We start from the raw sequence: 19908 nt of genomic DNA, 5'->3' as shown, positions 1-19908 counted from the left end.
GAGCCGTCGAGCTTTAGCGAGGCCGCGATAGCGGTGGGTCAGGCACCCTCAATACAGAAACCTGTTACGCCTTCAGTCCACGCTCTTCCAGCAATCGCACAAAACTGTTCAAACTCTGCGACACCGTGCCCCGGCGCCAGATCAGCCAGGTATTCAAGATCCGAAACGTATCGGTCAGCGGCCACACGCTTACCGTCGTAAACCCCGGCATGCTTTCCAGCATGCTGCGCGGCATCAGCGCCAGCCCCGCACCGGCGCTCACACACGCCAGCATCCCGTGATAAGACTCCATCTCGAAGATCTTCCCCGGCACCGCGCCATCCTGTGAGAACCAACGCTCGAAGTGGTGCCGGTACGAACAGTTCGAGCGAAACGTGTAGATGCTCTCCCCGCTCACATCCTGCCCCCGGGTGATCGGTGCATGGTGCAGCGGTGCAATTACCACCATCTCTTCCTCAAACACCGCCACGCCTTCGAGCGTCGCGTGCAGCACCGGCCCATCGACAAACGCCGCCGCCAGCCGCCCCGACAACACGCCCTCGATCATCGTCCCGGACGGCCCGGTGGTCAGGTCCAGCTCGACCTTGGCGTGTTTCTGGTTATACGCCGCCAGCAACGCCGGGATGCGCACCGCCGCCGTACTCTCCAGCGAGCCCAGGGCAAACGCGCCCTGAGGCTCCTCCCCCGCCACCGTCGCACGTGCTTCCTGCACCAGGTCGAGAATGCGCCGGGCATAGCCAAGAAAATTCCACCCGGCCGGCGATAACCGCAGCCGGCTTTTCTCGCGAATAAACAAATCCACGCCCAGGTCCTGCTCCAACTGCTTGATCCGCGTGGTCAGGTTCGACGGCACCCGATGGATCAACTGCGCGGCGGCGCTGATGCTGCCTTGCTCGGCAACGGCTTTGAAAATTTCCAGCTGGACCAGATCCAAGTTATTCTCCAAACGTGAATGTATTGCTTAATATTATTCAGTTTCCGAAAAAGATACAGCCCCGTACGCTGGCCTCCATTCCATTCACTGCGCAGGACGGTGCCATGAGCCAGATTTCTTCCCAGACCCACGCCTTGTCGATCAACCCCGCCAACGGTGAAACGGTCGCCAGCTACCCGTATGAAACCGAGGCGCAGCTGGATGCCGCCCTCACCCGCTCCATCAATGCCTTCCGCAACGGCCGCAATACGCCTGTCGCCCAGCGCGCCGAATTGCTGCTGGCCCTGGCCAGCACCCTGCGTGACCAGGCCGAAGAAATGGCCCAAATGATCACCCTGGAAATGGGCAAACCCATCGCCCAGGCCCGTGGCGAAATCGAAAAATGCGCGCAACTGGCCGAGTGGTACGCCGCCCACGGCCCGGCCATGCTCGCCCCGGAAGCCACCCTGGTGGACAACGGCACCGCCCAGATCGAATACCGCCCGCTGGGCCCGATCCTCGCCGTGATGCCGTGGAACTTCCCGGTGTGGCAAGTGCTGCGCGGCGCCGTACCGACCATGCTCAGCGGCAACACCTACGTGCTCAAACACGCGCCTAACGTGATGGGCAGCGCGTACCTGATGAAACAAGCCTTCCAGCGCGCCGGGTTCGCCGATGGCCTGTTCGAAGTGATCAACGTCACCCCGGACGGCGTGTCCAAAGCCATCGCCGACCCGCGCATCGCCGCCGTCACCCTCACCGGCAGCGTGCGTGCCGGCATGGCCATCGGCTCCCAGGCCGGTGCCGCCCTGAAGAAATGTGTACTGGAACTGGGCGGCTCCGACCCGTTCATCGTGCTCAACGACGCCAACCTCGACGAAGCCGTGCAAGCCGCCCTGATCGGCCGCTTCCAGAACTCCGGCCAGGTGTGCGCCGCCGCCAAGCGCCTGATCATCGAAGAAGGCGTGGTGGAAGCCTTCACCGCCAAATTTCTCGAAGCCAGCCGCAACCTGGTGATGGGCGACCCGACCGCCACCGACACCTACATCGGCCCGATGGCCCGCTTCGACCTGCGGGACGAACTCGACGGCCAGGTCCAGGCCACCCTGGCCGAAGGCGCCACCCTGCTGTTGGGCGGCCATAAAGTCGAAGGCGCAGGCAACTACTACGCCCCCACCGTGCTGGCCAACGTCACCGACCAGATGACCTCGTTCAAACAGGAACTGTTCGGGCCGGTCGCCTCCATCATCACCGCCCGCGATGCGGACCACGCCGTGGCCCTGGCCAACGACAGCGAGTTCGGCCTCACCGCCAGCGTGTTCACCACCGATCCGGAAAAGGCGCGCAGCATTGCCAACCAACTGGAAACCGGCGGCATCTTCATCAACGCCTACAGCGTGTCCGATCCTCGGGTCTCGTTTGGTGGCGTGAAAAAGAGCGGCTTCGGGCGGGAGTTGTCGCACTTCGGCGTGCGGGAATTCTGCAACGCGCAGACCGTGTGGCTGAACCGCAAGTAATCCAGGACCTGTTCTATCCACCCACAGGAAGAGAACCCAGGTAGCATTCGCTACCCGGGTCTTGCGACGAGAGTCAATCGCAGGGCGCCACCACGTTCATTCCAAACCAGGGACGGTAGGTAACATGGCTGAAGCGTTTCAACGGTTGGCAGACAGCATCGGCATCGAACTCCCCGAGCGCTTGTTGGCGCTCTTGAAAGCGGCCGAACTGAACCCACGTCTCCTCAGCTACTTTGTTGATTTCTTCTGGATAGATGTCGAGCAGGCCCAGCGGGAGATTGATGAGTGGCTCAACCCGATTGAGCAATCAGGTCGCACATTCCTGCCGTTTGCCACCAGCGGAGGCGGCGAGCATTACTGCTGGGTTCGACTTGAGAATGGCTGTTCGGGAGTGGTGCAGATTCTCCATTACGGGCAAACCACCTCACTCGCGCATGCGGACATTTCCTCATTCCTGACCAGTGAATACGTGTGCGTCGCCACCGACCTTTCATGGCTCGCGCCTCAAGCGGATGCCGGCGCCACACTGGCAAGTGAAGTCGAATTGATCCGCGCGGCACTGTCACCCAAGGACTACGCGTTTCTTCAGGAGCTGTTTGCCAGCCCGCGCGCCTCCCGAAGTTACAGACCGGGCCCGAGAAGCGCGCAGAAGATGGTTGACTCATTCATTTCCCAGGACGAAGCACAACGGATACTCGACACCCTGCGCAACCCAGTCCACAGCGAATTCGAAGTACTGCGTGACTGGATGCGCTAGCGGCCAGATTGGTTAAGCACCGTCACATATGCACTGAACATATCCGCCATCGCGTCCGCGTAGGCGATGATTTGCACCTCGGTGCGCGGGCTTCCCGAGAACTCCTTTGCCACCGAGCTGAAGGTGGTGGCGATCAAATCGCACGCCAGTATGCGAGTGGCGTCCGGCACCTGCGGCAGTAATTCAAACATGAACGTCTGGAAGATGTTTTGTCCCTCCGCCCGAACCTCATGGGCCTCCGGCGCATCACGGTAAAGCGGTGCCGCATCGCTCAGGGCGACCCGCATCTGCGCCTCATCACATTCCGAACGAATAAACGCATGCACCAGGGTGCGCAGCCGCTCAAGAGGCGGTTGACTCACGTCCTCCAGGATCCGGCTGAGCATTTGCGAGGTTTGCTGCCATTCATCCGTCTGCAATCGGAACAGGATGGCCGCCTTGTTGGGGAAATACTGGTACACCGAGCCCACGCTGACGCCGGCCTTTTCCGCGACCCGGGCGGTGGTGAAACGGCTGGCGCCTTCCTTGGCCAAAACCTGAATAGCCGCTTCGAGAATGGCCGACACCAACTCGGTGGATCGCGCCTGTTTGGGCTCTTTGCGTGAGGAAATCTGCGAGGTCTGGCGGTCGGTCATGGCGCGTTCCTGCGGCTGGGCGAATGCGAATAGCGAATGTGACGAATTGTTCGCATACTTTAAATGCGACGAATCATTCGCATACTAGCCCGGCGCCTCCCGGCGCTCAACCTGCAACAGGACATCCCCATGAATACGCTTACCTCAGCCCCGATGGCGGCCCTGATTGAACGGCTGTACACACAGGCCGATGCCGTCTCAAGCCCTGTTTTCACCACCATGCCCCACGAAGAACGCAACCGCCTGATGCACAGCAAGACTGAATACCTCGAATTCTACGGCCAGCTGAAAGACCTGTGGCTGCCGGTCTCCCGCGACACCGGCACCCTGCTTTACATGCTGGCACGCAGCGCAAAAGCCCGAGCCATCATCGAGTTCGGCACCTCGTTCGGCCTGTCCACCCTGCACCTGGCGGCCGCCCTGCGGGACAACGGCGGCGGCACGCTGATCACCAGCGAGTTCGAACCGTCGAAGATCGTCCTGGCGCGGGAGCACCTGGTGCAAGGCGGCGTGAGCGACCTGGTGGATATTCGCGAAGGTGATGCCCTGGTCACACTCGCGAGCGGCCTGCCCGACAGCGTCGACCTGCTGCTGCTCGACGGCGCCAAGGCGCTGTATGGCGATGTACTCAGCCTGGTGGAAAGCCGCCTCAAGCCCGGCGCCTTGATCGTCGCCGACAACACCAACTACTGCCCCGACTACCTGGCCCGCGTGCGCTCCCCGGCACACGGCTACCTGTCGGTGCCGATCGGCGACGACGTCGAGCTTTCCGTACGCCTGGGCTAGTGCCCTCATCGGAGGATTCGAGGCACCCGTGCAAGAGTGCGAGGTTTATACTCGGCCCCCTCGCACTTAACTCACAGCCTTCGAAACGAGATACCCGATGAGCCTTTCTCTCTCTGCAACCCCTGCGCGCAAACCGGTCGCGCCACTGCTGGCGTTTGCCATCCTGGTACTGGGCGCCGCCTTCCTGCAAAACAGCGTGGGCGCGCGCCAAGTGCTGTTGCTGGTGGTCGGCGCCGCGCTGGGCCTGACGCTGTACCACGCTGCGTTCGGCTTCACCTCGGCCTGGCGGGTATTCATCACCGACCGGCGCGGCGCCGGTTTGCGTGCGCAGATGGTGATGCTGGCGATTGCCGTGGTGCTGTTCTTCCCTGCGCTGGGAGCCGGCACCTTGTTCGGCCAACCCGTGGTCGGGCTGGTGGCGCCGGCCGGGGTGTCGGTGGTGTTCGGGGCATTCATCTTCGGCATCGGCATGCAACTGGGCGGCGGCTGTGCGTCCGGCACCCTGTTCACCGTGGGCGGCGGTAATGCGCGCATGCTGGTGACCCTGTTGTTCTTTATCTGCGGCTCGTTGATCGCCACCCACCACGTCGACTGGTGGTTCTCGTTGCCGTCGTTCCCGGCCGTTTCCATCGTCAAAAGCTTCGGCGTCGTGCCGGCCTTGCTGCTGAGCCTGGCGGTGTTCGGGATCATCGCGGCCGTCACCGTGCGCCTGGAAAAAGGCCGTCACGGGCAACTCGAAACCGGCGTCACCAGCGAACACCAGGGCCTGCGCCGCTTCCTGCGCGGGCCATGGCCATTGGTGTGGGGCGCGATTGGTCTGGCCCTGCTCAACTACGCCACCCTGGCACTGGCCGGGCGGCCGTGGGGCATCACCTCGGCGTTCGCCCTGTGGGGCGCCAAGGTCGCCAGCGGGTTGGGCGTGGACGTCGCCAGTTGGGCGTTCTGGCAAATGCCGGGCAATGCCAAAGCCCTGGCGGCGCCGGTGTGGGAAGACGTCACCAGCGTGATGGACATCGGCATCATCCTTGGTGCGCTGTTGGCGGCAGGCCTGGCAGGACGTTTCGCCCCCAGCCTGAAGATTCCGGCACGCTCGCTGTTCGCGGCGGTGATCGGTGGCCTGCTGCTGGGTTACGGCTCGCGCCTGGCGTATGGCTGCAACATCGGTGCGTACTTCAGCGGTATCGCGTCGGGCAGCCTGCATGGCTGGGTGTGGTTGGTGGCCGCGTTTGTCGGCAACAGCGTGGGCGTGCGGTTGCGGCCGTTCTTCTTTGCAGGTGAACGGCCGCAAGTGGCGTTGAGCGGTTGCTGACTGATCGTCACCGGCTTTTTGAAATCACTCCACTCATGTACTCGTTCAAATCGCGAAAATCCTGAACCTTCCAGGAGAACGGCGACAGCTTCACACCGTTCTCCCGCAACGTTCTGGGAATCAGGTCGCCATTTGGGCGAAGAATGACGGATGACACGATAACGCCCGGATAATCATTCAGGCGTTTCTTGAACGCGGGCGTTGTCAGGTCAGGCGTAGGCGGGTTGCTTTTATTGGCCAAAGGTCCTGAGCCCTTGATATCGGCCCCATGACACAGGCCACATCGCTGCACGTAGATGTTTTTTCCATTCACACTGTCCGCAAAGGACAGTGATGTTTGAACGAGCGCTAACATCCCCAACGAAGCGATGAATACTATTTTTGCTTTCACTGTTCCCTGTGACCTTGTTATATAAACCGGATGATTTTCCTTCGGGCCGCACCTGCTTGCAAGGATCGCCAAGAGAAACCAATGAACACTCAGCATGGAGCGAGTCGATTGAAAACCGTTAGATGCCTGGCCCTGTTAGCACTGCCACTGTTTTCCGGGTGCTCTACCCTGGACAGCCTCAAGTCGTTTACCACTGCGTATAAAGAACCGCAAAACCCGACCACCAGCCGACTGAGAGTGATCACTGACCAAGTGGTGCGGTTAATACCAGACACCCGTTGCGTCAACTGGGATTTGCCGGGTGCCGGCATGGTCAACGCCAGGAGCGCGGCCCCGTTGAATGATAAAACCTTCAACGACAAGCGCCTGGAAATCCCGGGGGCCGAGGCTGGGAAAAACAGCGCCGAAGTGTATGTCCAACCCGACAAGCCGCTGACGGTGGTCTACACAGGTTCCGCCCGCCGGTATGAATGCTTCTACAGCGTTTACTTTGTGCCTGAAGCCGGTGCGGACTACGAGGCAACCTCAGCGCTCTGCACGATCGCCATTCATAAGATCGTCAAGAATGCGGCCACAGGGGAAGTCAGTCGCGAGCCTGTTAAAAACGACCAGGCCAAGGTGTGCCCCTCGGTGTCCCCCATCTAATCTGCGACACGAGCCGTTATCCACTCGCGGCTGTAAGCAAGCACGCGGCTGGACATCGCCGTCGGGAAATGAATAAACCCGTGGGCAGACGCCGGTAAAAGGAACACCTCGGACTCTGCCCAGCGATTACCCATCTGCAGCGTATCGTCGAGCAACGGGTCCAGCTCCCCCACAAACATCAGCGCCGGCGGCAGCCCGCCAAGGTCGCCATACAACGGTGACAACGGCGGCTGCCGACGCTGCTCATCGCTCAGGCCCGGCGTCAGCAGGCGCAGCGCCTCAACCATGCCCGGGCCATCCAGCAACAACGTGTCCGGCCCCGCCGAGCGCACGCTGGGGGTGCCGGTCAAATCGTAGACGCCGTAATACAGCACCGCCCCGCTCACCCGCGCCAGCAACGCCGGCCATTGCTTAAGCGCCAGCAACGTCGCCGCCGCCAGATGCCCACCGGCAGATTCGCCGACGACGATCACCGGCAGGCCGGCAAACTCCTCGCAGTCCCCGAGCAACCAGCGCGCCGCCGCCAGGCAGTCCTCCATCAGCCCTTCAACCGGCGTATTGACGGCGAGCCGATAATCCACCGACACCACCGCCACGTCGCACGCCTTCACCATCGCCACGTTCAGGTCATCATCCATCTGCGCATTGCCGATTACCCAGCCGCCGCCGTGGATGTCCAGCACCACGCCCTTGGCTTTTCCATTCGGCCGAATAATGCGCACCGGCACTGAAGCGCCGCCCACACCGACCACACGTGTTTGCGCCTGAAGCCCATGCTTGAGCAATTTATTCGCGCCGCCCATTTGGCTGGCCCGCAACAGCGCCTGGATCACCCGGGGCGTGACGCGATTGCGGATGCGAAAACGCGGCAGCCAGGCGAGCTTTTTGTTGAAGCGCTGCATTTGCGCCACTTCACCCTCGCCCGCCGGCCATCGTTTGTGGTTCGCCAATTCGAAATTCCTCTTCAGCGGTTATTGCGCAAGATGGAAAAATTCAACGCAGCCGCAACGCTGAGCCACACGAGGTAAGGGAACAGAATCAGCCCGGTGATCAGGTCCAGCCGCACGGTCAGCACCACCATGGCGGCGACCACCAGCCACAGCAGCGCGAGAATCACCATGCCCGCGAGAATGCGGTGGGCGCCGAAGAACACGGGCGTCCACAGGGTATTGAGCGCGATTTGCGCAGCCCATAGCGCCAGCACGATTTCGCTGCCGGGGATCAGGGTCAAGCGGTAGCCGGCCCAGGCCAGCAGCAGGTAGATGATCGACCAGGCGACCGGGAACAGCCAGTTGGGTGGGGTGAAGCCGGGTTTGACGAGGGAGGCGTACCACTCGCCCGGCTTGAAGATAATGCCGGTGCTCGCGGCGGCGGCGCAGGCCAGAAGAAAAATGCACAACGTCAGCATAATCGGTCCTTAGCTGGGAGCAGCTACCTGGAGATGAAAGCCATGACGGCGGTTTCAGGGTTGGACGCTCCGCGAAGCAAAAAGTGTATTTTTCTTTGCTCCGCACGCCGGCACACATGCGCTAGCTGAACGCGATATACACAGGCTGTTGCTCCACCGCCGCCTGCTCACACGCACGGACCAGATCCCGCACGCAGTAAAGTCGCCAGCCCTGCCCCGCGCCCCACTTGGCAGCCACATCATCAAGGGATGCCGCCTCATCCCGCGCGGCCCGCTCCCAATCATCGTGGCCGATCTCGGCGATCAAGCGTGTTTGGTAGTCCTGCAAAAAGGGAAGCAAGCCTTGGGCATGATCAACCGCCAGCAGCACAACGTCTGCCGTATCGAGTTGCTGCCTGGCCGCCTCGACCCAGTCCCGCGCCTGCAACGGAAGCGCGTCCAACACCGCCTCAAAGGCCGACCCGGACTTGTCGCTGCCCTGAAACGAACCGCACCCGATATCGCCACCTGCCATGTCGTTCTCCTTGAGAGTGATTCATGTGCGCCGGGTTACTGACGATTACTTTTCCGGGCAGGGATTGAACACTTCCGTCGCCGCCACCGCAGACACATACGGAATTTTCGTACCCGGGACCATCCCGACGGAGTAGGCGTTTTTGCCGGTTTCGCGCACATAGGTCTTATCCGTGGTCAGATCGCCCGGCTGGTTTTCACCCAGCAGGTAATCCAGAAACTGGATCTTCACCGGCGTGTTGAACTGCCCTTCGGCCGTCAGCGGAATGATCTGAGCAGCGCCCGCCCGCGTGAAGGCGAAAAACGCCGCGGCGGCTTCACGACTGCGGAAGGTTTTGACGCACAGTACATCGCGGGTACGCAGCGTGATGAAGCGCTTATAGCTGCCACCGGAATAGGTACTCAGAATCAAGCCATCGTCCACCAGAACGCCCAGGCCCTGAGTGGCACGGCACTGGCCATCGCCGCCATTCTCCGAGCCGTAGGGCAGGTAGCACCAGTTGGTCTGGCTCAGGGCCCGCACCGAGCCGGGGGCGATCTTCAGATCGTGCTCGATTTGCTGGCGGGCTTCGGGGGTTTGATACGGAATGCTGCAGCCACTGAGGATCAGGGCCAGTAACACGAACAACAGGCGATAAGAGCGCATAGGTTTTCCATAACGGGCACGGCAGGTCGTTGCGCGAGCTGCCAGGGGGGCATTCCTTTGAAAGCTACGCAGGTTCTGTCACATTCTACGACAAGTGCCTGAGGGCGTACCGGCTGGTGGTTCCGTTTGCGGGGTAAGGGAGGCTGTGCGTTGACCGCAGCACCTTGCTCCATTGCCTACGCTTGCGTCAGAATCCGCCGGCTTGTGCACCTGGGTGGTCATCTCTAAGGTTGCTCGGTCGCTGAAAACTCAGTGATCGGGTTTAGTAGCCCTTAGTTGAATTGCGCTTAGTGCATGAGCTTCATCAATCAGACGTTCCTGTCTGTGCTTGATGGTGGCTGTGCGTAGGGCGCCTTCGGGCGCGCCGGCTTTGCGTAATTCCCCGGTCTACTAACCTGCGTGCAGCTGCCACCCTTTTCGTTTAGTAGCGAAAGGGGGTCAGCCCCAAGTCAGGAATTGCGTATATGTTCAAAGTAACCCCGAACCCTCCGAAAGCCCCGGATTTAAAGCTCTACCAAGCGGCCGAACGCGCCCTTGATCACTATCTGAATCCCGCCACCGAAAGCGCCCCGGACACAAACGCTCTCTTCAGCGTCAGCTCCGGCGCCAGCAACGAAACCCTGATCGCCAACAGCTACGAAACCGTCTCCTCCGTCAGCGCCCTGCTGCTCGACCTGTCCGACCAACTGACCGGCAAAGACCGCGACGTGGCATTGGCCATACACCAACTGAGCGAATTGAGCGTACTGCTGATCGGCAAACTGATGGACCGCGAAACACCTCGGGCGTAAAGCCCAACGCGGTCCTGCGGGACTAGCCCTTCAACTCACCCAACCGATTACTCGCCGCGTCGTCGTATGCCTCATACAACGACGCGGCGAGAGGTGCACGGTGCATTCAGCCATTGCTGAACCCCGCCTGGTTCGTTGTAATGAGCCGAGTCGAAATCCAAAAGGTGATTCATGGAAGCTGATCCGCTATGCCTGGTATTTGTACCCGCCCTCGTAGCCGTTCTCACCGCCGCTGAAGACAGAAAGGGCTCACCTCTTACTGAGGCTGAGGTCTGTGATATTCGAGACCGGGCGGTTTGTATCACCCTTCCCTTCAGCGTTGCGCTTGATATGGAAAGGCAGCGCGGCTATCCCGATCTGATTGCGGAGAATTGCTGGAGTGAATGGCAAAACCACAAAGGTCGTTGATCTATAAAGACCGCGACGGGGCATTGGCCATTCACCCACTGAGCGAGTCGAGCGTATTGCTGATCGGCAAACTGATGGACCGCGAAACACCTCGGGCGTAGAGCCCAACGCAGTCCTTCGGAATTAGCCCTTCAACTCACCCAACCGATTACTCGCCGCGTCGTCGTATGCAACGTACAACGACTCGGCGATTTGGCTTTTGATGGCCTTGGCGCTTTCCAGACCCAATACAAAACCTTCAGCCTTGCCGCCTGCGCGGTTCAGGTCTTCCTTTGTGTCAGCACCGGTGATCGCGTCGAGGAGCTTGATGGCCTGAGGGCCTACGCCTTTTGGGAGGCTGATTTGGTCGATGCTCATTGGGATGCCTCGGATGGGGTGCGGGATGGGGTGGTGCGGGGTGAAGAGGTCATGGGCGATGCCTTGAGATTGAGGTCGGTAGCGCGTGCAACCACTGCCGGGGGGCATGGTAGACCGGTATGGGAGAAAGGGGTGGTTTTGGTTGCGATCTGACTCATAATCTCTACAGTCCACCTGCCGATCTAGGGCTGTCTTGGATGATGGCAAAATGCTATTTTTACCGTCAATCACACATTCTACCTTCGGTGAAAATATGGAAATTGGTAATACAACAGCCGCAAGCTCCGCCATCGCAACTGGTGCAGTAGCAGGGATAGCAAATGCCACAATGGTTTATGGGGGAGCGGTTGCAGCAGCGAACGCGGCAGGATTAACGGGTGCGGCAGCAACTACTTCTGCGTTAGCAACTCTCGGAGGAGGTGCAGTTGCTGCCGGCGGTGGCGGAATGGCTGCTGGGGTAGTAACCGTGGCCAGTGCAGCAGCATGGCCAGCTGCTGCGATAGCAGTTGCAGGGTACGGGGGTTATCGATTGTACAAGTGGCTCAAATAAGAAAACCACAACATCAAGGACTAACAAAAGGGCATATATTTTTTTGATCAATTAATGCTCTACGCCCCCCCTAACAAAAGCAACAAAAAATCCCGTATGTATTTTCTACTGACAAGTAACTACCCATGACCATGACCATGACAGAGTTCGAACTAGCAAGTCTACTGCACGATCTTTATTCCAAAAGAGAGTATGACCATAAAATTTACAGAGACAACTACACAGTTCATCATAGCTTTTCCTTCAAACTGCCGAACCATAATAGCTTTATCAAAGTATTTGAAGCAGCTCAAACTATTTTCCCTGACGATGATAATGCGCTCAGCGCAAGAAGCTATACAAATCAAGACGGAAATTTAGAGTTAGTAAGGATTTTCAAAATTCCCTTTCGCTATGATTTCCTATACAAAGGCAAAGCAAAAGGAAAATACCTTACCAACTCAGCTAACGCCGAACTACTTTTAGCACTAAGAAAATATAACGCAAAAGCTCAATTAAGTTCGGATCACCGAAACAGTGTTCATCGCGCAATAGAGAACCTGATTGCAGACTTGAGTGAGTTTTTTAAAAAACTCGGTGGGAAGCTTAAAAAAAACACGAAAGATGATCCATATCTTTGAAAAAACAAAAAGGGATGGATTTGTTTTCAATCAAATAAATCCGTCCCCTTTCGCCCCCTCAGAATCGTGGTCAGCAACACCTCCTCCGCCGCAGCTGGCATTAATATATTGAAAGCGATTTTCCATGAGGCATTTTTGAGCAAATAAGAAGCTGTGTTGAGCAGTCACTATCTGCCAGCGGAAATCGGGGTCAGACCACCATTATTTTAAATGTGGTCTGACCCCGATTTTCGTGCCCCAATTTTCGGAACAATCGTTAGGGCCAAAGATGAGTTTCTGCGTATGTCTTCATTAAGAAAAGTACATCTGGCCCACCTATGTCTTGATACTCGAATCTTTTCGTACCGACATCCGTAAGGTCTATGCGTATTCCGCCAAATTCGTAGAGCCTAGCATAACGGGCTCTGTGAATATTCCAGCGCGGCTCGGCAATGTCATGAGCGAACGCGTTACGGATTTGATACGTGACGCCGATAAATTGATCGATTTCAGTGATAATCTCATCGGAAAGCGCATGTCCCGCTTCTTCTCGACAACGGTTAAGCGTGATTGCTGCGGCGCCAAATGTAATAACCAAATTGTTCTGTAGCGCCAAGATTAAATCATCAGGAGTATCTAAGACTTTATCCGGCAATACTAGAACCATACCACCACCTTGAAATATCAGTGGGCGATCTAGTTCATCGAGATCGATCTTCCCATCAAGTGCGTAGTCGTAAAGTTTCCACGCGAGAGCGAGTTGCCTGAACGCAGTATCAACGTAATTCATGATGCTTCCATGGTTGTTGAGAGTTTCAGCTCCACTCGAAAATTGAGAGCATAAACTGAGGCCAGACCGCCACTAGTTCAAATGTGGTCTGACGCCAGTTTTGTGACCCCAGTTTTGCAGCTGTAAAAATGTCCGCTTCGACCAAATGCAACTGTGGCGCCATGGGCAGAAGTGTTAGGAAGAAACCAGTATACGAGGCGTATCGTTGGTAAGCCCACCAACTAATAGCGCCTAGGCTATTTTTAGCCCAGGCGCTATACCCTCAGGAAAATAGTCTGGAAGCGTCGAAATCTAAACCCGCCTCTTTCATCTCCATAACAAGCCGCTTTTGCCATCCCTCGTGCGGATCAAGCTCCGTGTACACAACCCCGAAAAGGTCAGATGGAATCTCCACGTCGCCTTTCCTAAGGAGGCATACACGGCCTCGGCCAAGCTTACCGGCAAAATATCCTAGCTCGAAAATTACATTCTGCCGCGCCCGTGCCGAGGGCGCATCCGCCGTTACAGACCCGCCAACATCGTCTGGCGTTAGCAGTACAACGGCGTAACCGACTTCAGCGGAATGCTCAAATTTTTCAATGATAGTTCTGCCGCGATCAGGTTGCTCTTGAAGAACGATTGACTCTAATCCCAATCGGTCAAGAAATCTAGCTAGCATATGTTTAGCCCCTTCATCATGACCATGGACGATGAAGACCCTATTAGACGGAACAATAGATTTGGCTAGTGACGCATTGCTGATCTTGACGTGAGACTTATAATCCCTCGCAAACGGAATAACTACTTGAGCAACAAAAGCATGAAAACCGGAAATCATCTTCTTACTACCATTACTAAAGAAGTGATATCCAAAGTTTAATGCATAGTCCGGATCAGCCGCAAGCTTTTGGATCAGCAATATAGTCAAGCCAAGTTTTAGCTTATCATCTTCCGGCCACGCTAGTCGATGACTGCCAGCAAAACCTCCGCCAGTACCTTCGCTCTTCGTCAAAAAACCTTCAAGATCTGCATTCTTTGTTAAAGTGGCATTTACTGGTTCGAGTTCGGAACTAGATAAAAGCCGCGCGAGTTTTTTCAACGGTACTTCATATGTTTGGGACTGGGAGGATTGCAGATCTAACACGCAATTATTAATTTGGGTAAAGATATCGGAGGAACTCATTTGTTTTCCCCTGTTAGACGCTTCGCGGCTGCCTGCTCAATTATCCGCGCTCGATAATTTTCTTTCATACCTTCAATTAGAGGTCCTACAAAGGGATTGGCCGCATAAGCTCCTACACGCTGATCAATAGTATCGCTGACTTCCTGTATTGCATGCTCGATGCTAGCAGGATCGAAAGGATCGAAATTGATCGTACAAAGAGTGCCGTCTAGTTCTTTAAGCGCAATTTGCGCCTGTTTCAAATCGCGTTGCAACTGATCCAACCCTTTGATCATCATGCTCACCCAATCCGTGATAATGGCATTTTGGCACAGCTGATCGTGCCACAACGGACAGGGAGCACGGGAGTCCTAGAGATCTAAACCGATGAGTGGTGATAGCGCACGATGGTTATAAGAGTCGTCTCTTAGTAGGAGGTCTATGCCGCCTGTGTTGCTGGCCAGAAACGATCGTCTCGGGCGTCCGCAAGCGGTCGCTAGTGAAGGATAGCCATCCGCCAAAATCTGCTATCCCGTTCGCCTCATAAAAAACTATCTCTGTGAGGTAACCAACGAAAACCACCAACCGCGCGCACTCCCCTATCGCAATCCTGTCGAATACTTGCCTAATCCTCCGACCTTTCACCCCCTCGCATAGCGCCCCCCGGACCTACGGTCTAGAGTCAATCCAGTATCCCTCTACACTACTCAAGCTACGTGCGTTCGAACCAAACGGGCCATCGATGCCCAGCGGCGGAGCCCAGCCTCGCCGCCTGAAAAATACTAAAAAAATGCAACACCAACCGATGATCAGCGGGTGAGCCATGGAATTACGAATTAACCAGCAGACCCACCAAGTCGATGCAGAACCCGACACGCCTCTGCTCTGGGTCATCCGCGACAACCTGGGCATGACCGGTACCAAATACGGCTGCGGCCTGGCGCAGTGCGGTGCGTGCTCCGTGCTGGTGGACGGCAACGTGGTGCGCTCTTGCGTCACGCCGGTCTCCGGGGTGGTTGGTCGGGAGATCACGACCATCGAAGCCATCGAGTCGGATGATGTGGGCAAGCGGGTCGTTGCCACGTGGGTCGAGTATCAGGTCGCTCAGTGCGGTTACTGCCAGTCCGGCCAGGTGATGGCGGCCACGGCGCTGCTCAAGCACACGCCCAAGCCGAGCGATGCGCAGATTGAGGCGGCGATGGTCAATCTCTGCCGCTGTGGCACCTATAACGCCATTCATGCGGCGGTGCATGACCTTGCGAAGGGAGAGGCCTGATGAACGTTCGCATTGATCCCGCTGCCCTGCCCTTGGTCGCAGCGTTGACTGATCCGGTGAACCTGTCGCGCCGGCGTTTCCTGGCCAGCACGGCCGTGGGTGCGCTGGTGATTGGTTTTGGTCTGCCGCTGGGTTCTGGCCGGGTGCAGGCGGCCACTGCGGCCGCCGCCGGTGAGCGCGGTACGCAGGTGCCGGCGTTCCTGGAGATTCGGCCAGACAACACGATTCGTTTGCTCAGCCCGTTTATCGAAGGCGGCCAGGGTACGTTCACGGCGATGGCACAGATTGTCGGCGAGGAGTTGGACGCCGACCCGGCCACGTTCCTGGTGGAGTGTGCCCCGCCCGGCGAGGCCTTTGTGGTGATGGAGAATGGCATGCGTATCACCGGCGGCAGTATGTCGGTGCGCATGAGTTACCCGACGATGCGCCGGCTCGGGGCGTTGGCCCGGGCGATGTTGCTGGAGGCCGGGGCGCAGGCGTTGAAGGTGCCGGTGGGCGAGTTGTCGACCGAGCCGGGCAAGGTGGTGCACGCGGCCTCCGGGCGCTCCCTCACGTATGGCGAGTTGGCCGGGCGGGCGATGGACCTGCCAGTGCCGGACGTGGCCAGTGTGAAGCTGCGCGACCCGAGCCAGTTCCGCTGGATCGGCAAGCCGGTGAAGCGTCTGGATGCGTATGACAAGTCCACCGGCAAGGCGCTGTACAGCATTGATATGAAGGTGGACGGCATGCTCCACGCGGCGGTGCAGCATGCGCCCCGCCTGGGCATGACGGTGGGCAGCCTGCGCAATGAAGACCAGGTCAAGGCCATGCCGGGGGTGCACTCGGTGCATCGCCTGCCGGGTGCGGTGGCGGTGGTGGCTGAGCGTTGGTGGCATGCCAAGCGTGCGGTGGAGTCGATTCAGGTCGACTGGCTGGAGCCTGCGGCCGACTCGAAAGTGCGCGGGATGCCGAAGGACTTTTCCAGCGACGAGCACTTCAAGCACCTCGCTGCAGAAACCGGCCCGGCCCGGGATGATGAAAACGAGGGTGATGTGGCCGGCACGCTGGCCAACGCCAAGACCAAGGTCGAGGCCACGTACCACAACCAGTATCTGCACCATGCCCAGCTGGAGCCGCCTTCGGCGCTGGCGAGTTTCAATGCTGATGGTTCGCTGGAGATCTGGTTGCCGAATCAGGCGCAGGATATGTTCCTGGCCGATATCGCCAAGCGCACTGGCCTGGCGCCGGAGCGGATTACCCTGCATTCGCCGTTGTTGGGCGGGTTTTTCGGGCGGCATTTCCTGTATGACTCGGCCAGCCCTTACCCGCAGGCCATTGAGTTGGCCAAGGCGGTCGGGCGTCCGGTGAAGATGATCTGGAGCCGTGAAGAAGAATTCCTGCGGGACGTGCTGCGCCCGGTGGCGGCGGTGAATTTCCGTGGGGCGCTGGACGGTGACGGCTGGCCGGTGGCGATTGAGGCGGTGAGTGCCACCGAGGGGCCGACCGAGGCCCTGGCCGGTAAACAGGGCGAGAAGCTCGACCCGACGGCGCTGGAGGGTTTGTCCGGGAAGTCGTATGCGATTCCCAACAAGCGCATCGCGCAAATTTATGTGAAGGGCCCGGTGATGCTGGGCTATTGGCGGTCGGTGGGTAACTCGCTGAACGACTTTTTCTACGAGTCGTTTCTGGATGAGCTGGCGGACAAGGGCGGCAAAGACCCGTTCGAGTTGCGCCTGCATCTGCTGCGGGATAACCAGCGGCTGACCACGCTGCTGAAGGCGGTGGGCGAGTTGTCGGGTGGCTGGAAACGCGGCCCGTTTGTCGCCGAAGACGGCAGCAAGCGTGCGCGCGGGGTGGCGATGGCGTCGCCGTTCGGCACGCAGACGGCGGTGATTGCCGAGGTGTCGATCGAGAACGGGCAGGTGAAGGTGCATGACATCTGGCAGGCGATCGACCCGGGCAGCATCGTCAACCCGGCGATTGTCGAGGCGCAGGTGAATGGCGCGGTGTCGCTGGGATTGTCCCAGGTGCTGTTGGAAGAGGCGGTGTATGTGGACGGCTTGCCTCGGGCGCGTAACTACGATTTGTACCCGGTGCTGCCGCCTTCGCGGATGGCGCGGGTGCACGTGCGCGTGATCGAGAGCGGGGAAAAAATGGGCGGCATTGGCGAACCGCCGTTGCCGGCCGTGGCACCCGCCGTGGCCAACGCCGTTGCGGCCTTGACGGGGCAGCGCGTGCGCAGCATGCCGTTAAGCCGCCACTCCTTTACCTGACCGGGGCCTGAGCACTTATGAACAACCGCCGATTCGCAAGAACCGTTGGCTGGCTGGCGCTGCCGTGCCTGGTCGCGGCAGGCCTGCTGGCCTGGTATGTCACCCGAGAGCCTGCTTCATCGCTGTCCGCCGGGCCCGTCGCCACGGAGCCGGCGCTGGTCGCCCGAGGCGAGTACGTCGCCCGGGTCAGCGACTGTGTGGCCTGCCATAGCGTGCCCAACGGCGCGCCCTTTGCCGGAGGCCTGGAGATGGCCACGCCGCTGGGGGCGATCCATGCCACCAACGTTACGCCAGACCCGGAAACCGGTATCGGCCGCTACAGCCTCGCGGACTTCGACCGCGCGGTGCGCCACGGTGTCGCGCCGGGTGGGCGCCGGCTGTACCCGGCGATGCCGTATCCGTCCTATGCCAAGCTCAGCGACGATGATGTGAAGGCGTTGTACGCGTTCTTCATGAAGGGCGTAGCGCCGGTGCGGCAGGCCAATGAGCCGAGTTCGATCCCGTGGCCGCTGAATATGCGTTGGCCCATCGCGCTGTGGAATGGCGTGTTTACCGACAGCCAGCCGTACGTCGCCAAGGCTGGCAAGGACGAGCTGTGGAACCGCGGCGCCTACATCGTGCAGGGACCGGGGCATTGCGGCAGTTGCCACACGCCGCGGGGCCTGGCCTTTAACGAGAAGGCGCTGGATGAAAGCGGCAAGCCGTTCCTGGCCGGTGCCTTGCTGGATGGTTGGTACGCGCCGAGCCTGCGGGACGATCACAACACCGGCCTGGGGCGCTGGAGCGAGCCGGAAGTGGTGCAGTTCCTGAAGACCGGTCGCAATAAGCATGCGGTGGTTTATGGCTCGATGACCGAGGCGTTCAACAACTCCACCCAGTTCATGAGCGACGATGACCTGGCCGCGATTGCGCGCTATCTCAGGTCGTTGCCGGGGGACGAGCAGCGTGATGGGGCGGCCTGGCAGTATCAGGCGGTGTCGGCTGCGGCACGTCTGGATGTGCCGGGCGCCCATACCTACGTGACCCGCTGCGCTTCGTGCCACGGCTTGGAAGGCAAAGGGCAACCGGACTGGATGCCGCCGCTGGCGGGTGCCACCTCGGCGCTGGCCAAGGAGAATGCTTCGGCGATCAACATTACCCTCAACGGCTCGCAGCGCGTGGTGGCGGCCAATGTGGCGGACGCTTATCGCATGCCGGCGTTCCGGGAGCAGTTATCGGACCAGGAGATCGCCGAAGTGCTGACGTTTGTGCGCGGCACCTGGGGCAATCAGGGCGGTGCGGTGGATGCGAAGGCGGTGGGCAAGTTGCGTGAGCACACGGGCCCGGCGAGCAGCAGCCCGATTATTTTGCAGATGCGTTGAGGGGTATGGTGAGCGGGCTGTGGTGAGCTGGCCTGTGGTGAGCGGGCTTGCCCCGCGCTGGGCTGCGAAGCGGCCCCAATAAGGCCACCACAGAGTGTCAGGCACCATGCGGTGGCTGGTTTTAGGGCCGCTTCGCAGCCCAGCGCGGGGCAAGCCCGCTCACCACAAGTCCACTCACCACAGTCCGCTCACCACAAGCCCGCTCACCACAAAGGGATTCTGTGCCAGCTGCAAGAGTTGCGTAGATACCTGTGTTCATCAGGTACGCCCGCTCCCACAGTTTTAACTGCGTTTCGGCAGCTTCCAGTTCGGCCGAATAAAGTGGCAGGTGTAGCCATTGGGAATCCGCTCCAGGTAATCCTGATGCTCCGGCTCCGCCTCCCAGAACGGCCCCGCCGGTTCGATCTCGGTCACCACCCGGCCCGGCCACAGCTTTGACGCATCCACATCCGCCGCGGTGTCTTGCGCCACGTCGCGCTGCTGTTCGCTCAGGTAGTAAATCGCCGAACGGTAGCTCGGCCCCAGGTCGTTGCCCTGGCGGTTGGGCGTGCTCGGGTCGTGAATCTGGAAAAAGAACTCAAGAATCTGCCGGTAGGTGATCACCGCCGGGTCGAAGACGATCTCGATGGCTTCGGCGTGGTTGCCGTGGTTGCGGTAGGTGGCATTCGGCACGTCGCCGCCGGTGTAGCCGACGCGCGTTTGCAGCACGCCGGGGTAGCGTCGCAACAGGTCTTGCATGCCCCAGAAGCAGCCGCCGGCGAGGATGGCGGTTTCGGTGTGGTTGGTCATGGTGTTCTTCCCCTGGATGGATACAGCCCTAGTTATGGGGCCGGGTTGAGTAATACCAAGGCTGAACCGCGGGT

Annotated in this window: 24 protein-coding genes; 12 read left to right on the top strand and 12 right to left on the bottom strand. The window is 59.3% G+C overall.

The genetic code is table 11. The features are described from left to right. Positions 1-64 precede the first annotated feature (64 nt). Positions 65-934, bottom strand: coding sequence for a LysR family transcriptional regulator (locus P3C29_RS02195; RefSeq protein ID WP_010175788.1), 870 nt, complete (start codon positions 932-934; stop codon positions 65-67). A 104-nt stretch (positions 935-1038) separates the two neighbouring features. Between P3C29_RS02195 and P3C29_RS02190 the strand changes: the two genes are divergently transcribed. Next, positions 1039-2430 carry an aldehyde dehydrogenase family protein gene (locus tag P3C29_RS02190; RefSeq protein ID WP_201122696.1) on the top strand — a complete coding sequence of 464 codons (1392 nt, stop codon included), beginning with the start codon at positions 1039-1041 and terminating at the stop codon, positions 2428-2430. A 124-nt stretch (positions 2431-2554) separates the two neighbouring features. After that, entirely contained in the window at positions 2555-3187 is a 633-nt protein-coding gene (locus P3C29_RS02185; RefSeq protein WP_201122694.1) for a hypothetical protein, read from the top strand. On the opposite strand, the gene P3C29_RS02180 is transcribed toward P3C29_RS02185, so the two are convergent. Next, positions 3184-3822 carry a TetR family transcriptional regulator gene (locus P3C29_RS02180; protein WP_275963818.1) on the bottom strand — a complete coding sequence of 213 codons (639 nt, stop codon included), beginning with the start codon at positions 3820-3822 and terminating at the stop codon, positions 3184-3186. The genes P3C29_RS02185 and P3C29_RS02180 overlap by 4 nt on opposite strands. 129 nt (positions 3823-3951) lie before the next feature. Here P3C29_RS02180 and P3C29_RS02175 point away from each other — a divergent pair, with 129 nt between their 5' ends. Beyond that, positions 3952-4608: a class I SAM-dependent methyltransferase gene (locus P3C29_RS02175; protein ID WP_275963817.1), complete on the top strand. Its 657-nt coding sequence runs from the start codon at positions 3952-3954 to the stop codon at positions 4606-4608. 97 nt (positions 4609-4705) lie between these two features. Next, the gene (locus P3C29_RS02170) at positions 4706-5917 is read left to right on the top strand and encodes a YeeE/YedE family protein (RefSeq protein WP_169387625.1); all 1212 of its coding nucleotides are present in this window, start codon (positions 4706-4708) and stop codon (positions 5915-5917) included. 7 nt (positions 5918-5924) lie between these two features. Here the strand turns inward: P3C29_RS02170 and P3C29_RS02165 are convergent, their stop codons facing one another. Further along, the gene (locus tag P3C29_RS02165; protein WP_201126137.1) at positions 5925-6308 is read right to left on the bottom strand and encodes a c-type cytochrome; all 384 of its coding nucleotides are present in this window, start codon (positions 6306-6308) and stop codon (positions 5925-5927) included. A gap of 108 nt (positions 6309-6416) precedes the next feature. Here P3C29_RS02165 and P3C29_RS02160 point away from each other — a divergent pair, with 108 nt between their 5' ends. After that, on the top strand, positions 6417-6953 hold the full coding sequence (locus P3C29_RS02160; protein ID WP_275963816.1) for a hypothetical protein: 537 nt from the start codon (positions 6417-6419) through the stop codon (positions 6951-6953). On the opposite strand, the gene P3C29_RS02155 is transcribed toward P3C29_RS02160, so the two are convergent. From P3C29_RS02155 to P3C29_RS02140, 4 genes are all read right to left on the bottom strand, one after another. Beyond that, complete coding sequence (locus P3C29_RS02155; protein ID WP_275963867.1) at positions 6950-7855, bottom strand: alpha/beta hydrolase; 906 nt, start codon at positions 7853-7855, stop codon at positions 6950-6952. The genes P3C29_RS02160 and P3C29_RS02155 overlap by 4 nt on opposite strands. A 62-nt stretch (positions 7856-7917) precedes the next feature. Beyond that, positions 7918-8358: a TspO/MBR family protein gene (locus P3C29_RS02150; protein WP_275963866.1), complete on the bottom strand. Its 441-nt coding sequence runs from the start codon at positions 8356-8358 to the stop codon at positions 7918-7920. Between the two features lie 124 nt (positions 8359-8482). Then, on the bottom strand, positions 8483-8875 hold the full coding sequence (locus tag P3C29_RS02145; protein ID WP_275963815.1) for a hypothetical protein: 393 nt from the start codon (positions 8873-8875) through the stop codon (positions 8483-8485). Between the two features lie 45 nt (positions 8876-8920). Then, complete coding sequence (locus tag P3C29_RS02140) at positions 8921-9520, bottom strand: hypothetical protein (protein WP_275963814.1); 600 nt, start codon at positions 9518-9520, stop codon at positions 8921-8923. Positions 9521-9984: 464 nt separating this feature from the next. Here P3C29_RS02140 and P3C29_RS02135 point away from each other — a divergent pair, with 464 nt between their 5' ends. The 3 genes from P3C29_RS02135 to P3C29_RS02125 all read left to right on the top strand — a co-directional run bounded on the left by P3C29_RS02135 (position 9985) and on the right by P3C29_RS02125 (position 10820). Beyond that, positions 9985-10311, top strand: coding sequence for a DUF6124 family protein (locus tag P3C29_RS02135; protein ID WP_275963813.1), 327 nt, complete (start codon positions 9985-9987; stop codon positions 10309-10311). Positions 10312-10482: 171 nt separating this feature from the next. Then, the gene (locus tag P3C29_RS02130; protein WP_177089087.1) at positions 10483-10719 is read left to right on the top strand and encodes a hypothetical protein; all 237 of its coding nucleotides are present in this window, start codon (positions 10483-10485) and stop codon (positions 10717-10719) included. Further along, positions 10695-10820 carry a hypothetical protein gene (locus tag P3C29_RS02125; RefSeq protein ID WP_345952304.1) on the top strand — a complete coding sequence of 42 codons (126 nt, stop codon included), beginning with the start codon at positions 10695-10697 and terminating at the stop codon, positions 10818-10820. The genes P3C29_RS02130 and P3C29_RS02125 overlap by 25 nt, the downstream gene beginning before the upstream one ends. Before the next feature lie 22 nt (positions 10821-10842). On the opposite strand, the gene P3C29_RS02120 is transcribed toward P3C29_RS02125, so the two are convergent. Further along, positions 10843-11076, bottom strand: coding sequence for a hypothetical protein (locus P3C29_RS02120; protein ID WP_003214497.1), 234 nt, complete (start codon positions 11074-11076; stop codon positions 10843-10845). A gap of 675 nt (positions 11077-11751) precedes the next feature. Between P3C29_RS02120 and P3C29_RS02115 the strand changes: the two genes are divergently transcribed. Further along, positions 11752-12246, top strand: a complete 495-nt coding sequence (locus P3C29_RS02115; protein ID WP_275963812.1) for a hypothetical protein — start codon at positions 11752-11754, stop codon at positions 12244-12246. A 256-nt stretch (positions 12247-12502) separates the two neighbouring features. On the opposite strand, the gene P3C29_RS02110 is transcribed toward P3C29_RS02115, so the two are convergent. The 3 genes from P3C29_RS02110 to P3C29_RS02100 all read right to left on the bottom strand — a co-directional run bounded on the left by P3C29_RS02110 (position 12503) and on the right by P3C29_RS02100 (position 14455). Further along, complete coding sequence (locus tag P3C29_RS02110; RefSeq protein WP_201122669.1) at positions 12503-13015, bottom strand: hypothetical protein; 513 nt, start codon at positions 13013-13015, stop codon at positions 12503-12505. Between the two features lie 262 nt (positions 13016-13277). Then, complete coding sequence (locus P3C29_RS02105) at positions 13278-14177, bottom strand: nucleotide-binding protein (RefSeq protein WP_201122667.1); 900 nt, start codon at positions 14175-14177, stop codon at positions 13278-13280. Continuing rightward, complete coding sequence (locus tag P3C29_RS02100; protein WP_242487033.1) at positions 14174-14455, bottom strand: hypothetical protein; 282 nt, start codon at positions 14453-14455, stop codon at positions 14174-14176. Before P3C29_RS02100 ends, P3C29_RS02105 begins: the two co-directional genes overlap by 4 nt. Before the next feature lie 524 nt (positions 14456-14979). Here P3C29_RS02100 and P3C29_RS02095 point away from each other — a divergent pair. The 3 genes from P3C29_RS02095 to P3C29_RS02085 are packed head-to-tail and all read left to right on the top strand — an operon-like array spanning position 14980 to position 19045. Next, positions 14980-15432 (top strand): (2Fe-2S)-binding protein, encoded by a 453-nt coding sequence (locus tag P3C29_RS02095; RefSeq protein ID WP_169387611.1) that lies wholly within the window; start codon positions 14980-14982, stop codon positions 15430-15432. Further along, positions 15432-17684: a molybdopterin cofactor-binding domain-containing protein gene (locus P3C29_RS02090; protein ID WP_275963811.1), complete on the top strand. Its 2253-nt coding sequence runs from the start codon at positions 15432-15434 to the stop codon at positions 17682-17684. The genes P3C29_RS02095 and P3C29_RS02090 overlap by 1 nt, the downstream gene beginning before the upstream one ends. 17 nt (positions 17685-17701) lie before the next feature. After that, on the top strand, positions 17702-19045 hold the full coding sequence (locus P3C29_RS02085; RefSeq protein WP_010175837.1) for a cytochrome c: 1344 nt from the start codon (positions 17702-17704) through the stop codon (positions 19043-19045). 282 nt (positions 19046-19327) lie between these two features. Here the strand turns inward: P3C29_RS02085 and msrA are convergent, their stop codons facing one another. Beyond that, positions 19328-19834 (bottom strand): peptide-methionine (S)-S-oxide reductase MsrA, encoded by a 507-nt coding sequence (gene msrA / locus P3C29_RS02080; protein ID WP_275963810.1) that lies wholly within the window; start codon positions 19832-19834, stop codon positions 19328-19330. Between the last annotated feature and the right edge of the window lie 74 nt (positions 19835-19908).

The sequence above is a fragment of the Pseudomonas sp. 1912-s genome (genome assembly GCF_029269205.1).
Classification (GTDB): Bacteria; Pseudomonadota; Gammaproteobacteria; order Pseudomonadales; family Pseudomonadaceae; genus Aquipseudomonas.
Note: the sequence above shows the minus strand (reverse complement) of the source record. Positions and strands in the feature narration are given on the sequence as shown.

Coding starts and splice junctions, on each gene's coding strand:
- P3C29_RS02190 (WP_201122696.1), top strand. CDS start 1,039: ATGAGCCAGATTTCTTCCCAGACCCACGCCTTGTCGATCAACCCCGCC.
- P3C29_RS02185 (WP_201122694.1), top strand. CDS start 2,555: ATGGCTGAAGCGTTTCAACGGTTGGCAGACAGCATCGGCATCGAACTC.
- P3C29_RS02180 (WP_275963818.1), bottom strand. CDS start 3,822: ATGACCGACCGCCAGACCTCGCAGATTTCCTCACGCAAAGAGCCCAAA.
- P3C29_RS02175 (WP_275963817.1), top strand. CDS start 3,952: ATGAATACGCTTACCTCAGCCCCGATGGCGGCCCTGATTGAACGGCTG.
- P3C29_RS02170 (WP_169387625.1), top strand. CDS start 4,706: ATGAGCCTTTCTCTCTCTGCAACCCCTGCGCGCAAACCGGTCGCGCCA.
- P3C29_RS02155 (WP_275963867.1), bottom strand. CDS start 7,855: ATGCAGCGCTTCAACAAAAAGCTCGCCTGGCTGCCGCGTTTTCGCATC.
- P3C29_RS02145 (WP_275963815.1), bottom strand. CDS start 8,875: ATGGCAGGTGGCGATATCGGGTGCGGTTCGTTTCAGGGCAGCGACAAG.
- P3C29_RS02140 (WP_275963814.1), bottom strand. CDS start 9,520: ATGCGCTCTTATCGCCTGTTGTTCGTGTTACTGGCCCTGATCCTCAGT.
- P3C29_RS02135 (WP_275963813.1), top strand. CDS start 9,985: ATGTTCAAAGTAACCCCGAACCCTCCGAAAGCCCCGGATTTAAAGCTC.
- P3C29_RS02130 (WP_177089087.1), top strand. CDS start 10,483: ATGGAAGCTGATCCGCTATGCCTGGTATTTGTACCCGCCCTCGTAGCC.
- P3C29_RS02125 (WP_345952304.1), top strand. CDS start 10,695: ATGGCAAAACCACAAAGGTCGTTGATCTATAAAGACCGCGACGGGGCA.
- P3C29_RS02120 (WP_003214497.1), bottom strand. CDS start 11,076: ATGAGCATCGACCAAATCAGCCTCCCAAAAGGCGTAGGCCCTCAGGCC.
- P3C29_RS02115 (WP_275963812.1), top strand. CDS start 11,752: ATGACCATGACCATGACAGAGTTCGAACTAGCAAGTCTACTGCACGAT.
- P3C29_RS02110 (WP_201122669.1), bottom strand. CDS start 13,015: ATGAATTACGTTGATACTGCGTTCAGGCAACTCGCTCTCGCGTGGAAA.
- P3C29_RS02105 (WP_201122667.1), bottom strand. CDS start 14,177: ATGAGTTCCTCCGATATCTTTACCCAAATTAATAATTGCGTGTTAGAT.
- P3C29_RS02100 (WP_242487033.1), bottom strand. CDS start 14,455: ATGATGATCAAAGGGTTGGATCAGTTGCAACGCGATTTGAAACAGGCG.
- P3C29_RS02095 (WP_169387611.1), top strand. CDS start 14,980: ATGGAATTACGAATTAACCAGCAGACCCACCAAGTCGATGCAGAACCC.
- P3C29_RS02090 (WP_275963811.1), top strand. CDS start 15,432: ATGAACGTTCGCATTGATCCCGCTGCCCTGCCCTTGGTCGCAGCGTTG.
- P3C29_RS02085 (WP_010175837.1), top strand. CDS start 17,702: ATGAACAACCGCCGATTCGCAAGAACCGTTGGCTGGCTGGCGCTGCCG.
- msrA (WP_275963810.1), bottom strand. CDS start 19,834: ATGACCAACCACACCGAAACCGCCATCCTCGCCGGCGGCTGCTTCTGG.